Origin of the sequence: Synechococcus sp. R55.4 (genome assembly GCF_047461935.1) — a bacterium.
GTDB lineage: Bacteria > Cyanobacteriota > Cyanobacteriia > Thermostichales > Thermostichaceae > Thermostichus.
Genome location: NZ_JANSIF010000017.1, coordinates 1 through 13,955 on the forward strand (window position 1 = coordinate 1; position 13,955 = coordinate 13,955).

Consider the following 13,955-nt stretch of genomic DNA (forward strand, 5'->3'; position numbering starts at 1 on the left):
CCTGCTCAGAGATAGGCAGGATGCGATCGCTTCTTTCCTGAACCATGTTCAGGAGAGTTCAGCGTGAATGTATCAGACAGGCAACTGCCCTTGAAAAGGCTTGAATGAGAACTACAGCCATCACTTGCTCTCGCCCGCCGCAGCTTAATTTTCCTCTCCAGCGCTGGCTGTGGAGTTGCTTCGGGGCCATGGCCATAACAGCTCTCACGGCTGTTGCAGCTTGGGCCCGGCCTGTGTTGGAAGTACGCATGACCCTGGGTTTGCCCATCAGCCCCAACTACTGGTACGTGGTGGCCCTCAGCCGGGCCGGTAGCCCCGGTCCCACCGCCAACTTGGTGGATCCCAACGTCCGTGTGGGGCCCAACGAGTACACCTTTGTGCGGGACTGGGATTACCTCATTCGGGTTACCCCCCTCAACGAAGAGTCGGTCTTGCAGGCCACCATCCAGCGGTTTGGAGAGCCGGAACGAGAGTTTGCGGTCGGCTTTAACCAGGTACGGGTCAATCGCCTCACCCGCGACCGCGATACCCTCAACTTCCAGATCGATATCTCCGAGCTGCAGGGTCTCGATGGGCGGGATCAAGATATTCAGGTGGCTCTGCTCACCGCTCGCGCCCCCTTCCGTGTGGCCCCCGAAGAGACCAATCTGGCCATTGATGCCACCCGGGGAGATTTGCCCAACTTCTATCGCCTCAGCCTGTCCAATCAGCGGCAGGTGGTTGTGGATGATCCCCAGCGACAAGAGACGGTGCGCCGCAGCCGCGAATTGATCCAACAAAGTGGCTCCGGAGCTGCCCTCACTCGCGACCTTATCGAGGGCGGGGCTTTGGAGATTTTGGCCGCCAACATCCTCACCTTCGAGCTGCGCCTGGTGGATCGCTAGAGAGGGATCTCTTCCCATCTGACATCTGCCCAAGACCGTTCTTGCAGCCCGGCAGAGCCTCAATCCCTCAATAGTCGTTCCAAGTTGCCGTGAACCGGCCCATTGGCTTCCCTCTACCCTTGGGAGAAAGGCTCGGGGATCTCAAGCGATTGGAAAAACTCCTTCTCCTGGAACGGGTGCAGGATCCAACATCACAAACAAAAACGACTCCAGCCCTGCCAGGTAGGTGAGCACCTCCTCCTGGGCCGCTTCCGGCTCTAACGTGTTGACCTGAGCTGCCTGCTCAATCATGGCCTTCACCGGCGTTGGCCCCTGCAACAGGGATCCCAGCCAGGCCATCTGAGGAGCTGGAATGGTTAGGCGTCCATAGCTAGCCCCCGGCCAATTCATGGCAAACTCCAGCTTCTTCTCGTAGGCTTTGGCGAAGTTTTGGCGAAATTCGACGTTGTCGGTCAGGATGGGGTTAAGCTGCACCCTGCCCCCCAGCCAATCGGCGTCGCTCCAGGGCAAGACCAAGGAAGAGCCGGGGTGTTCCGCCCAAAAGTCAATGAGGCGATGGTTGGGGTAGATCAGCTCATAAAAGTGATTTTGATCCGCAGGCGAGAGCTTGTCCAACTCAGCTTGCAACCAGGGGGGCATGGCCCTCTCCTTGAACAAAAGCGCCGGATCCCAGTCGGCATAGTCCACCAGACAAACCAGGCCCAGCTCAGCTTCCTCGAGCATGCGCATCAGGTCGGGGATCAGGAAGCCCTTGTCTCCTGGCAAGAGGTAGTTGGCCCGGATGTTGGTGTCGTCTTTGTAGATCTCAGGGTTCCAGCGCAGGGCTGCCCGCATTTCGTCCGAGGCCAAACTGGCCATGAATTCCCGTACCCGCTGACAGGCCTCAGGAGTGGGTAGATCAAACAGCCCCAGCAGCCGAAACGCCTCTTGTAGGCGAAAGATCACCTCCCGCTGGTAGGCGTGGTGCAGGTTGGCCCGCAGGATCCCGTCAGGTTTGAGAACCCGCTTGAGGGCTTTTAGCCCCGCCACCGGATTGTCCAGCAGATAGAGCACATCGTTGAGGCTGATGAAATCAAATTCCAGCCCCAACTGTTCGATGTCCAATAGGTTGAGAACATGGAGCTCCACCTCCCCGAAGCCGTGGTAGCGCAAGCGTCGCTCCGTCACCCGTACCGATTCTGCTGACAGGTCGCACACCACCAGCCGCGCCCCTGGATTGGCCTCCGCCAGGATCAACGTTTCCCAGCCCGAGCCGCAGCCAGCATTCAAAATGAGAGCGCCTTCGCTGGGCACAATGGCGCGGGTGCGGGCGTATTGGGCGGTGGTCAAACTTAGGCGGTACAACCCGTCAATGGCGTTGCGGCCCGAGGCCTCAATGGAAACATTGGGGTAGGGCAGTTCTTCGTACAGTTGCCGCAAAGATTCCGCAGTGCTCCGCACCGCTGACCCGAACGAGCTGCTGGCCATAGGGCTCCACACCGCTACCGTGAAGGGATCCGCTGCAGAAAGCTGCCCCCTATCCTACCCGCGATCCCTCCCCCGCAGGAATGCCTCTAAGGCCGCAGCCAGGGTTTCATTCCCCTGGAGATCCAACCCATCCGGCCTCTGGGGCGGGTGGGCGGGATCCTGCAAAAAGTCCCAGGATCCCTGAAAGAACTCCTCTGGGGAGAGGATGCGATGCCAGCCGTAGCGCTGCAGACCCTCAACCAGCAACGGCGACTCGGCAAACCCAGAGCGGGTAACACAGGCCATAGGTGTGCGGCTGCGCAGGGCCTCTGCCAAAGTGCCATAGCCCGGCTTGGACACCACCCAGCGGCAGAGGGGCATCACATCCACCGGTCGCCACACCTGCCCATCCAAAACCCGCAAGTTGGGCAAGGGAGGAGCCTCCCGATCAAACGTGAGAAACTGCCAGTCGGGAAAATCTTGGAGCCGCTCGTAAGGAAACCCCTGCACCCCCAGCCCGCCAAAGGTAAACAAAGCCCTGGGTTGCTCCGGGTGTAACCCCAACTGGGCGGCAACCTCCTCCGGCCCGTAGCGGGGATCCGATCCCGTCAGCCCCACCTCCTGCTGACGCGGAAAAGCGCTAGTGCTCCGCACCGCTGACGCGACCATGCTCTCGCTAAAAGGCAGGCGAAATAGAAGGTCGCACTGCCCGTAGAGCTCCTGGATCCAGGCCACAAACGGTTGAAACTCCGGGCCATACTCCTGATAGATGAAATCCCAGCCAAAATTACTGGCCATCCAGCAGGGGATCCCAGCAGCCTGGGCAATGGCTACAGCAATGGGCGGCACATCCGCCAACACCAAAGGCACCCCCTGGGCTCGAATGAAATCCGCTTCTTCCCGAATAAGCTCCGCAGCGCTGGCTTTGAACGCCTTGAGGGCGGCCAACGTAGTCGGCAGATCGGCCTGTAGCCCATCCGGCTGCACCACCCCCACATCCAACGCCCGCGGTCGATGGAGAAACTTCCCCTCTACGTAACGCTCCAGGAGCCAGCGGGGAGCCGGCGTAACAAAGATGGGCAGAACATGGGGATCCCGCCGCAGCAAAGCATTCACGACCGCCGCCAGACGGGTAACGTGCCCAAACCCGTGAGCTGTTGCCGCCACATACAGAGGAACGGGATTCATTGTGCTCTGCACCGCTAACGCGATAGGACTCCGTCCCGCTGGCGCGAACGCAACCGCCTCAGGACAGAACAGGATCCGCGGGGGGCTTTTCCCTATGGGATCCCCACAGATTGCTGGCCAAAATCAGACCCAGGCCCAGCACGGATCCCAGCGCAATCCTCTCGCCCAACAGCACCGCAATCAACCCCAACGACAAAAAGGGCGTCACATACACCCAGTTGGCCAGGGATCCCCGATGGCCCGCCAACTCCAGAGCCCGCAGCCAAAATACAAAAGTCAGGCCCATCTCCGCCAGACCAATGTAAGCCGCCCAACCCAGCCCCGCAACTGTCCAAGAGACCTCCTGAAACGGCAGCAGTAGCAGGCCATAGAGGCTGCCGAAGAGAAACCCCATAAACAGCTTCAGCACCGCATCTCGCCCATCCCGCACATTGAGCAGCCAGTAGAGCGCCCAGATTCCAGAGCTGCCCACCGCCAGCAGGACCCCCCAGGGATCCCCCGCCTGCAAGGTGCCCCAGGATCCCCCCGTAGCCACCAGCACCACCCCCAGCAGGCTCACCCCCAAGGCCAACACCAGCCGCCAACGGAAGCGCTCTCCCAGCAGCGGCACCGCCAGAAGAGCCAGCACCAGCGGCCAAGTGTAATTCAGAGCCATCGCCGCCTGAGCCGACAGACGGTCATAAGCCTGGAACAACACCCCATAGTAGCCGAAGGGGTTGAGCAGCCCCTGAAGGGCCGACAGGCGGATTTGGGATCCCTTCTGCCTGCCGATCAACCTCGCCCGCCCTGTAACCACCAAAACGATCCCCAGGATCAAGCAAGAGCTCAATGCCGAAAAAATCAGCAAGACCGTCGGCGACAGGTACCGCAACCCAAACTTAAAAGCGCTGGCAGCCGTGGCCCAGCCCAAGATGGCCGCCGCCAAGTAAACATAGGCTCGCCAGGGATCCCTAGGCATCAAAAGCTGTCGAGATTGCTGTCCTCTGGCTTCGACTTAGCTCCGGTGGGAAGGCCCAGCCGCGGTGCCACCACCCAGGCATAGAGCAGATAGCCCAACCCCGCCACCACCGCCCACCTGAGAACGGTGCCGAAAACCCGGAAGAACAGCCCAACCAGAAGAATACAGCCCAGAATGGCGAAGACCGTCACCAGTGGACGCCCCCAAGTCTCAATCCAAGCTCGAACGGCACTTTTCCCCCGAGACGCAACGGATGTTCCCGACTCCCGAGAGGCTGCAGCCGCCTGCTCCAGTTCACGCTCAAGCTGTTTCAGCCGTTCTTGTTCTGAGAAAGAGAGATCGGACATAGAGAGCAGTCTCCAGCGTTTCACCTCCATCTTACGGGCTGCTCCCGAAGATGGGCAGACTAAGCTCGCGCCGAAGGGATCTCCTGAACCATAGCCCGGAACACATCCAAAGCCGGGCCAGGGCGACGGTTAGGACGCGGAGCCGAGATCTCATTGGGCACAAAAGGCTTCTCCACCACCACCTTGGGCTTGTTGGCAGGAGCAGTTGCTGTAGCCGTAGGAGCAGAGCTGGGGGAAGCCGGTGCAGAACGAAAAGGCCCGGTAACAAAATCCACCAAGCCGCCGAAGAGAATGCCGAAAAAGGAGAACAGGCCGCCGAAAAGCTTCTTGAGGATACCCATAGCTAATTGCAAAGAGATGAGGTGAGAACTTGTCGATGTTGAGAACTTGTCGATGTTATGTCGATGTTGTGAAGTTATACAACTCGACCTTCATTATTGTTAAAAGGTAGCCTCTTGGCCATGAGTAGATATACTCCTTTTCTTAGGCCTGGGGATCCCCCACCCGCCTGCCCTCGGCGTCAAATTGCTGTAGGGGCAGGATCAACTCCAGCTCCTGCAGTTCCAAAGGCTGAGGGATCCCTCTACTGCGCCCCAAAGCAAAGCCACCCGCCGCTGCTGGATTCACCTCATAGCCGATATCTGCCATTGCTCCCACCGTGAGAATGCTCAAGGGGTTGGCTACCCCCCGGTCGATGCGGCTGGTCATCAGCTCGCGGCCCAAGACGCTCTCCCGCCAATGGGAATCTCGGGATCCCTCCCCAAACTCGTTTTCTAAAGGAACAGAGGGCGCGTTTCCTCCCAGCGTGGCGAAGGCGCTGACCGCCCTGGGGCCGATAAAGCGGGGATCATAGCCAGGGGGCGTAGGCTGATCCCGTCCCACCAAGCCCACCGTTAGCCCCTTGGGATCCCAGACGATGGGCAAGAAGCCCAAGGCATGGCCCAACTCGTGCAGGGCAGTAATGGGCAGATCCCCTCGCTCTTCCAAAGCCGATAGGTTTTGGCTGTTGAACAAAATGACGGAGTAGAAAGGCAGACCGTTAGAGGCCCGCACAAAACAGGGAGCAGCTCCCCCCAAAATTCGCTCGTTGCCGAGGTTTCTGGCCCGCACCTCCACCAGCAGATCGTCGATGGGGAAATTGAGTGGCGTGCTGGGAAACCCTCGATCGCATTCGTCGGCCCGAATGGTGGTGGGGGGCAGATCCGGCTGGTCACCAACGATGAGCTGTTGCCAGCGCAGAGCGGCATTGCGGACGATCGACTGCTGGGTGGGGGTGAGACTGTTGTCGGGAAAGCGAACGTCAATGGTGAACTGGGAAGCAGGCGCAGTCGTTGGCGAGGGCAAAGGGGCAGGAATGACAGTCGGAGTAGGGGTGAGAACAACAGTTGGAGTAGAGGTGGGAATGAGGGTTGGAATGGGAGTGGGAATGACACCTACAGAAGAGGAACCACCACTTCCGCCGCAAGCCTTGAGCACCAGTACCAGAAGCACAGCCACCAGGGATCCAAGCAGACGCAGACCCCATACTTTCCCCAGAAGCTGTCGCTGCCCCGAAAAAACCTTCACACCACCCCCAAACGCAAAGAGCCTCACGGCCCAGTTGGATCATACCGGTTGCGACCCTCCTCCTGAGCATGATTTGCGTCACACCGCACCGGCCAACTTCAAGGCCGGGAAGAGGTGGGTTTGGAGGTCTATATCTTCAGGTCGGAAGCCCTCAATCTAACAATCCAAAGAGTCAGAAGATCCTTCTTCTTCTATGCCCCAGCCTGCAGCCAAAACGTCCACCGCTGCCCGCAACGCCTGGCTATCCCCCAAGAGCTCCTCGGGATCCGAGCGCGGCTCCACCAGGGGAACCAAGCGCAGAATGCGTCCGTCTTGAACCAAATCGATAACCACGCCCGGCTGCTCCTTGCCCAGGTTGGCCATCTCTTCTTCTGAAGCGGGATCCCGCAGACAGGCATAGTCAAAGCTGTTCACATTTAAGTAGAGGCTACGGTTTACCACCAGTGTGGCAGCAGTGGGATCCTGAAAAACATCCACCACGCAGCCTTCCCCCTGCTTCCGTACCGAGCCATCGACGATATCAAAGTAGCGAACACGGGCCAAATCGGATAGCAGTCGGTAAATATCCCGCTTGTTCACCAAAGTTCCCGTATTCACAATACAGGGGGCACAGGGATGAGTGTCTGTCATAGGGCAGTCGGTCTCGAAAGGTCAATAGATTGAGAGCAAGCAAAGGAAAGCAAAATCAATAGTGTCTGCAAACCATCTCCAGAAACATCAATCCTCGGCAATTCTAGGCGCGGTTATAGCTGACAAGCAACAGAGACCCCAACTTAATCCCTAACTTCACAAAAACTTTAATCGGCTAAAGAGGGAAGAAGTAGCCTGCCCTGCCTTACCAAGTTAAGCCACTGCAACAACAGAACAACTCCCTCCATTTCGCCTACCCAGCGCTCAAACTGCTCTTGGGGAAAACTCAGTCATAACTTTGCTTTTATCGACTCTATCACAGCCTTCCCGAAAAGGGCACAGGTCACTACTAATCACTACTAAGGTGCAATCTCCAGGCAAAGGCAACAGAGGTTTGGCAGGGTTTTACCTACATCTTGTGGGAAGGTGAATAGCCGAGCGGCTTTAGACTCTAGATATCGCAGATGGGCCCCGAACAGATCATCTTCGGTTCAAACCTCTCCCCTTGTCCCCCTAGGAAGGATAGCATAGGACACCAAGCCCGCTGCCTGAGAAAGTGTTGACTTTCCACCAGAGACGACTTCTGCCATGGCAACCACTCCCCAACGCCAGACCCTGCCAGTTGTCGATTTCGCCGCCTTTCAAAACGGAACGTCAGGTGAGCGGGAGCAGTTTGTCCGCCAGGTGGGGGAAGCGCTGCAACAGATTGGCTTTTTTGCCTTGGTTAACCATGGCCTATCGCCGGAATTGATCCGGGAAGCCTATGAAGCCGCAGAAGCCGTTTTTCTTTTGCCAGAGCCAACCAAGAGAGCCTATGAGGATCCGGCGCTGCTGGGGCAACGAGGGTACACCCCCTTTGGCAAAGAACACGCTAAAGATCATCCCTATCCTGACATGAAAGAGTTTTGGCACATCGGGCGCGAAGGGGATCCCCACCTTCCTGCCAACATCTGGCCTCGGGAGGTGCCCCAATTTCGCAGGGTGATGCTAGAGCTGTTCGCCCAACTGGAAACCTGTGCCCAGGGACTGTTGCAAGCAATCTCTCTGTATCTGGGGGAGCCTGCCGAATACCTGCCCAAAGCGGCGGAAGGAGGAGCCAATCTCTTGCGGGTGATTCATTATCCGCCGATCCCTGCTGAAGCCCCTCCCCAGAGTTTACGAGCTGCAGCCCATGAAGACATCAACTTGATTACGCTCTTGTGTGAAGCCACCGCACCAGGTCTAGAGCTTCTGCAACGAGATGGATCTTGGCTGCCCATTTCGGCTCTGCCCGGTCAGATCATTGTCGATGCTGGGGATATGCTGCAAAACCTCACCAATGGCCTGTTGCGCAGCACCACCCATCGGGTGACCAACCCCGACAACCCTCAAGAATGCCGCTTTTCCATTCCCTTCTTTGTGCATCCGCGGCCAGAGGTGGATCTCACGCCCTTGCCGACTTGTGTGGCCCGCACCGGCGGGATCCCTCGGTTCCCTTCCCTGACTGCCGGAGAATACTTGGCCCAGCGGTTGAGGGAAATCGGCCTGGCCGAGGCAGGATCCCCGCCCCAGCATTGATCCGAACTGGGGGTCTCTATGTTTCGGATCCCAGCCCTGCCCTACGAGTATGAAGTTCCCAGCCTGTCTCAGTTGGCCCTGGTGATCATCGATATGCAGCGAGATTTCCTGGAACCAGGCGGCTTTGGGGAGATGCTGGGCAATGATGTCACCCAACTGGGATCCATTGTGCCCACCCTGAAGGGGCTGCTGGACTTTTGTCGTCAGAAGGGCCTAACCATCATTCACACCCTAGAGGGTCATCAGCCAGATCTCTCCGATTGCCCGCCCAGCAAGCGCAAACGCGGCAAGGGATCCCTGACCATTGGGGACGAAGGCCCTATGGGGCGGATTTTGATTCGGGGAGAGCCGGGCAACGCCATCATCCCTGAGCTTGCTCCGCTTGCGGGAGAGATCGTCATCCCCAAACCCGGCAAAGGGGCTTTCTACGCCACCGAGCTGCAAGAAATCTTGCAAAAGCGCGGCATCACCCACCTGCTGTTCAGCGGAGTAACCACAGAAGTCTGCGTGCAAACCACAATGCGCGAGGCCAATGACCGCGGCTATGAGTGCCTGCTGGTGGAAGATTGCACCGCCAGCTACTTCCCAGAGTTCAAGCAAGCCACCCTGGAGATGATCCGGGCGCAAGGGGGCATCGTCGGCTGGACGAGTTCTGCTCAGAACATCCAAAAAGCGTTATCGGGTTTACAGTGAGTGTGAATAACCCAACAAGCGTGAGGCTGAACCGATGACACTGGCTCAGGAGGCAACTGCCCAAGTCCCCGCCTTTTGCGAAGGGATCCAGTACTTCGGGGATCCCTGGCCGGAATTTGACCGCCTGGGCCAGGCCCCTGCAGTGGATGCCGGCACCGGGAAACTGAGGGATCCCGGCAGTCGTATGGCCGCCTACCAAACCTTGCTCTATGCCGATGCCTTGCGCTACCTCACCCTGCAAATGACCGCCAGCAAAGCCTCAGGCCACCCAGGGGGATTTGCCAGCCAAGCAGAAGCCTATGCCGCTCTGGTGTACCTGGGCCAGAAGAACATCCCCACCGAAGTTGGGCACCACGCGCCGGGCTTTTACGCGGCCATGTTTTTGGATGGATCCCTGGCCGAGATGGGCATCCACACCGTCTCCGACCTACGGGCCCGTTTTCGAGAGCGGGAAGGGCTGTTGGGTCACCTCTCTGGCTACATTCCCGGGCTGCTGGCGCCGGCTGGGCCGCTGGGGCAGGGGCAGCACTTTGCCATGGCGGGGGCATTACTCTACCCGGATCGCCTCTTCCCGGTCACGATTGGGGATGGCGGCCTGGGAGAGCCCTATGTGATGAGCTCCATGATTCACTTCCACACGGCTTTCCCGCAGCGCACCAACTTCCTGCCGGTGCTGGTCTGGAACGGCTACAGCCAAGAGCACCACAGCATGATCTCCACCGCCAGCAACGCCCAGATGATCGAGTATTGGCGGGGCAACGGCTTTGAGGAAGTGGTGTTGGTGGATGCCAAGGACTTTGACGATGCCCAACAGCCTGGCCCTTACGTCGACAGCACTCAGTTTTCCCTAGAAGCCCGCCTTGCCTTTGCCCAAAGGGTGCTGATCGAAATGGAGCGAGCCATCCAATCAGCCCTGAGCGGACAATTAACGGTTTTCATCCTCAAGCAACTGAAGGGGGCTGGGGTACATGCCAAGGGATCCAAGTCCCACAACCTCTACGGCCACCACACTCTGGATCACCCGGACATTGTGGCGGCTCTGCGGGCGCGGGCTTTACACCCGGCAGCTTGGGCCCTGGTGCGACAGAACTGCGAGCGGGCCGCCGGGGGGCCAGCCGCCAAAGTGGCGGTTACAGAGTTCGTTCGGCCCCTTCCACCTCTGGGATCCCTAAACCTAACGGAGTTTCCCCTGGGGGACAAGCAGGTTTCCACCACGGCCATCGGATCCCTGGTGGTGCAGGTGGGGCAGAAAGATCCCGACTTTTTGGTGGCCAATGCCGACGGCAACGAAGCTTCCGGCATCGCCAATGTGAACCAAGGTCTCAAGGTGATTCACCCCACGGTGGATCCCCTCTACAACCAACAGCCCCAAGGACAAGTCTATGAGCCCCTGAGCGAAGATGCCTGCGCAGGACTGACGGCGGGCCTGGCGCTCTTCGGCGGACGCTCCCTGTGGTGCTCCTACGAGTCCTTTGCCGTCAACGGCCTACCCATCTGGCAGACAGTAACCCAAGCCATGGCGGAGCTGCGCCGGCCCACCCCCTCGGCCATTGCCCTCTTCACTGCCGGCGCTCTGGAACAGGGGCGCAACGGCTGGACCCACCAACGCCCGGAAATTGAAGCCTACCTGGCGGCCATGATGCGCAACGGCAACATCTTTCCCCTCTTCCCGCCGGATGCCAACTGTGCCCAAGCTGCCTACGAATGGGCCCTATCCACCTGCAACAAAGGGATCCCTATCATCGCCAGCAAAACCCCCCTGCCCATCCGCACCACCCTAGAACAAGCTCGCCAAGCAGTAGAGCAGGGCTGCATCGTCCTTCAGGAGTTTCCTGGATCCCGCACCGTGGTCTTTGCCGTGGTGGGGGATATGATTCTCCTGCCCGTGTTCGAGGCGGCTGAACAGCTCCAAGCCCAAGGGATCGGCTGCAAAATCGTCTCGGTGATTAACCCCCGCCGTCTGTATCGCCCCGGCGACGTGGCCTGGTCCACCTGTGCTCAGCCAGATGGGGAATTCATGTCCGACCAAGAATTTGCCGCTTGGTTTGCCGGCGAGGCCCTTATTGGCGTAACCGGCGGATCCAGCCTGATGTTGGAGCCTCTGACATTGCGCTACACTGGCCCGCGCGACATTTTTGCCTGGAAACGCGGCGAAACCACCGCCACCCCCGCCGAATTGATGGACTACAACGGCCTGACAGCCCAAGCACTAGCAGAACGAGCCAAGCAACTGCTATGCTGAGGGCGAGCTTTTAGCTTGGTTAGCATTGTCCACCTTATTTTTTCCTATGACTGCGGCTAGCTCTCTCCGAGAGAAGCTTGAGAGGATATCTCCCACCGAGAGGGTAGAGCGAGTTATTGTCCAACACTTTGCTGTTCCTCTCCTGCAGGCGCTTGGCTTTGACGAGTTGGAAATTAGAGAAGAATTCGAGACAGGTTGCGGCCAGGTCGATCTCGCAGCAAGAAAGAACGGAGATCCTGAAGATATTTTCTTTAGATCCCCGAAGAATCCCTACTTGCTTTTGGAGGCAAAATCTAGAGCAGTTAATCTCAGAGAAGGATCTTGCTATAGAGATGCGGTTTGTCAGATAGAAAGTTACTTGCTTGCCAAGAACTGCAAATCTGCAAAATGGGGAATTATCACCAATGCAAATAACATCCAGCTTTGGAGGAAGCACGGAAAAGTCGTTCACCCCGCTACAGCAAACCTTGATATTAGCTCAGATAACATTGAGAGCATAGTGCGTAACTTGCGAGACAAGATAGAAAACTATGAGCGCGCTCTGACTGTATGCGTGTATAACAATAAAGGGGGCGTAGGCAAAACAACGACGATCATTAACCTTGCGGCAACACTAGCAACCACAACACTAGCAACCAAGAGAAAAAAGGTCTTAGTTGTTGACTTTGATTCTCAGGGTGATCTGACAAGAAGTTTGGAAGCCACTCCTGGAAAAATTACACTGACGCAATGTTTAAAGGATCCCAAAATAGACGTCCATGCCATTGTCCAAACATATAAACTCAAGGGATTTTCCATCTTCGACATTATCCCAAGAGACCCTGAACTAGAGACGTTGACTGATAGCCGGGCAGTAGCATATATCCCAAAGGGAACTCGGCGCCTTCGCGATCTCATTGCTCCTCTTCGCAATGAGTATGATTACATCCTAATCGACTGCCCAACTCAATGGCTTTACTTCAGCCAAAGTGGTGTTTTTGCTGCCGATGTTATTTTGATACCTACCCGCCCCGACGATCTGTCTTCCCTGAATAATGCTGCTAGAGTAATCACCAGCTTTGTTCCAGAAACTGCTAGGTCACGACAGGATGGTGGCCCTATTGCTTTGCCTACCTTTTTCAACGGCGTCTCTTCGGGAAGTGAATACACTATTAGACTAGCTCACGAAGAGATAAGTAAGCTTATCAACCAGGAGAAAAGTGTAGATCTACGTCCATATTTCTGGCCGCATTTTAAGAAAGGTAATGAAAACAAAAGCATTTTTAGGATACCTGACTATGCAGTGATATCCTCTGCAAAGTTTGCTCGAATTCCTGCCGTCTTTAAGGACAGGAGAGTTTTAGAATACTACCAGAGTCTTGCCCGTGAGTACTTTATCGATGAGTGAGTTTTCAGATCTAGGTAGATTGGTTAACTTACCCCTTGAGAGCATTACGCCCGCCGATGGGTTTTCTGCTCCCTCCTTCCTTGTTGCCGCAGCCGCAGATCAGCTAAGGGCGACAGGAGGACACAACTGGGTTCCTCTGCTGGTGGTCGAGGCTGGCGACTATCAGTACAAGGCCATTGGTAACCATTTTGTCTATGCAGTTGCTCAAGAAGCGGGACTGGAAAGGCTATGGTGTATCGTTGTCGATCCTGATCCAGAGCAGGTTAAGCAGGCCCAGATTCTCGCCAAAGAAATTGTTCCGAAGGTAAATTTGACCAATACATCGAGAGAGACTATCTTGGCTGCGCTAAGATACCTAGCCGAGCAACCCAGCAGTCCCCTCAAGGGAGTCGATGTAACCATTGCAGCTGCCCGGATTGCAGAGGCGGATAGAAGTTGGTGGCAGGACTTAACCCCCATAACCAAGCTTGGGTGCAAAATTACGCGAGGCAAAAAACTGGATGCCCTATCGGAAGTATTTTTCGTAACTCCTACAGCGTTGCCCCCTACTCTGAAGAAATCATCCAAGAGATCTGCGGCATCCGCTGGCGCGAAGAAAGCGACCTCAACTCGCTCGCGAAAAAAAACAGAGGGAGAGAGCTGAAAGGGATCCCTTCAAAAACATATTCTCCTCTCCACATCACCGAGGCCCGACTCCGCTTGCTGTGGGATGCCTGCCTCAAGCCTCCCTTTGAATGGCTACTGCCACCCAAACAGCCTTGGCCGCTCTCAACAACAGCCTCCATGGCAGGTATGCTCTGCTTACCTAGGACGACCGGATCCATCTGGAGCTCATGCACAGGATGATCACCAGCATCTTGGAGATCGACCTGACCCAAACCGTCCGGTATTATCTTGACCACAGGGATCCCCCCCTTATCGCCTGGATCCTGGGCCGTGATCAAGCGCTCCAGACCTGTTGAAACCTCATATTGTTCAGGGTCAGGCCCCATTGGGATCCAACGCTGCCACAGATCCGAGGCTTTGTAGCTACAGAGTTTGAGGACTCGATAAACTT

At 57.1% G+C, this 13,955-nt stretch carries 13 protein-coding genes; 6 read left to right on the plus strand and 7 right to left on the minus strand.

Annotated features, from left to right (window positions below; all coding sequences use genetic code 11):
• Nucleotides 1-188 precede the first annotated feature (188 nt).
• Nucleotides 189-884, plus strand: a complete 696-nt coding sequence (locus NW842_RS05645) for a hypothetical protein (protein WP_414357768.1) — start codon at nucleotides 189-191, stop codon at nucleotides 882-884.
• 141 nt (nucleotides 885-1,025) lie between these two features.
• Here the strand turns inward: NW842_RS05645 and NW842_RS05650 are convergent, their stop codons facing one another.
• The 7 genes from NW842_RS05650 to NW842_RS05680 form a co-directional block, all read right to left on the minus strand.
• Nucleotides 1,026-2,351, minus strand: coding sequence for a class I SAM-dependent methyltransferase (locus NW842_RS05650; RefSeq protein ID WP_414357769.1), 1,326 nt, complete (start codon nucleotides 2,349-2,351; stop codon nucleotides 1,026-1,028).
• Nucleotides 2,352-2,405: 54 nt separating this feature from the next.
• Entirely contained in the window at nucleotides 2,406-3,518 is a 1,113-nt protein-coding gene (locus NW842_RS05655; protein WP_414374541.1) for a glycosyl transferase, read from the minus strand.
• A 58-nt stretch (nucleotides 3,519-3,576) separates the two neighbouring features.
• Nucleotides 3,577-4,476: a DMT family transporter gene (locus tag NW842_RS05660; protein ID WP_414374540.1), complete on the minus strand. Its 900-nt coding sequence runs from the start codon at nucleotides 4,474-4,476 to the stop codon at nucleotides 3,577-3,579.
• Nucleotides 4,476-4,823 (minus strand): hypothetical protein, encoded by a 348-nt coding sequence (locus tag NW842_RS05665; protein ID WP_414374539.1) that lies wholly within the window; start codon nucleotides 4,821-4,823, stop codon nucleotides 4,476-4,478. The genes NW842_RS05660 and NW842_RS05665 overlap by 1 nt, the downstream gene beginning before the upstream one ends.
• 59 nt (nucleotides 4,824-4,882) lie before the next feature.
• The gene (locus NW842_RS05670; protein ID WP_414374537.1) at nucleotides 4,883-5,164 is read right to left on the minus strand and encodes a hypothetical protein; all 282 of its coding nucleotides are present in this window, start codon (nucleotides 5,162-5,164) and stop codon (nucleotides 4,883-4,885) included.
• 142 nt (nucleotides 5,165-5,306) lie between these two features.
• Complete coding sequence (locus NW842_RS05675) at nucleotides 5,307-6,389, minus strand: leishmanolysin-related zinc metalloendopeptidase (protein WP_414417640.1); 1,083 nt, start codon at nucleotides 6,387-6,389, stop codon at nucleotides 5,307-5,309.
• 156 nt (nucleotides 6,390-6,545) lie between these two features.
• The gene (locus NW842_RS05680) at nucleotides 6,546-7,019 is read right to left on the minus strand and encodes a hypothetical protein (protein ID WP_414374534.1); all 474 of its coding nucleotides are present in this window, start codon (nucleotides 7,017-7,019) and stop codon (nucleotides 6,546-6,548) included.
• Nucleotides 7,020-7,607: 588 nt separating this feature from the next.
• Between NW842_RS05680 and NW842_RS05685 the strand changes: the two genes are divergently transcribed.
• Genes NW842_RS05685 through NW842_RS05705 form a run of 5 tightly spaced genes read left to right on the plus strand, consistent with a single transcriptional unit; the run spans nucleotide 7,608 to nucleotide 13,541 of the window.
• Nucleotides 7,608-8,576, plus strand: a complete 969-nt coding sequence (locus NW842_RS05685) for an isopenicillin N synthase family dioxygenase (RefSeq protein WP_414417641.1) — start codon at nucleotides 7,608-7,610, stop codon at nucleotides 8,574-8,576.
• 18 nt (nucleotides 8,577-8,594) lie between these two features.
• On the plus strand, nucleotides 8,595-9,269 hold the full coding sequence (locus NW842_RS05690; RefSeq protein WP_414374531.1) for a cysteine hydrolase family protein: 675 nt from the start codon (nucleotides 8,595-8,597) through the stop codon (nucleotides 9,267-9,269).
• Between the two features lie 34 nt (nucleotides 9,270-9,303).
• Complete coding sequence (locus tag NW842_RS05695) at nucleotides 9,304-11,511, plus strand: phosphoketolase (protein ID WP_414417642.1); 2,208 nt, start codon at nucleotides 9,304-9,306, stop codon at nucleotides 11,509-11,511.
• A gap of 46 nt (nucleotides 11,512-11,557) precedes the next feature.
• Nucleotides 11,558-12,898, plus strand: a complete 1,341-nt coding sequence (locus tag NW842_RS05700; RefSeq protein ID WP_414417643.1) for an AAA family ATPase — start codon at nucleotides 11,558-11,560, stop codon at nucleotides 12,896-12,898.
• A complete protein-coding gene (locus NW842_RS05705; RefSeq protein ID WP_414328947.1) occupies nucleotides 12,876-13,541 on the plus strand; it encodes a Rho termination factor in 666 nt (221 codons plus the stop codon). Before NW842_RS05700 ends, NW842_RS05705 begins: the two co-directional genes overlap by 23 nt.
• Nucleotides 13,542-13,955 lie beyond the last annotated feature (414 nt).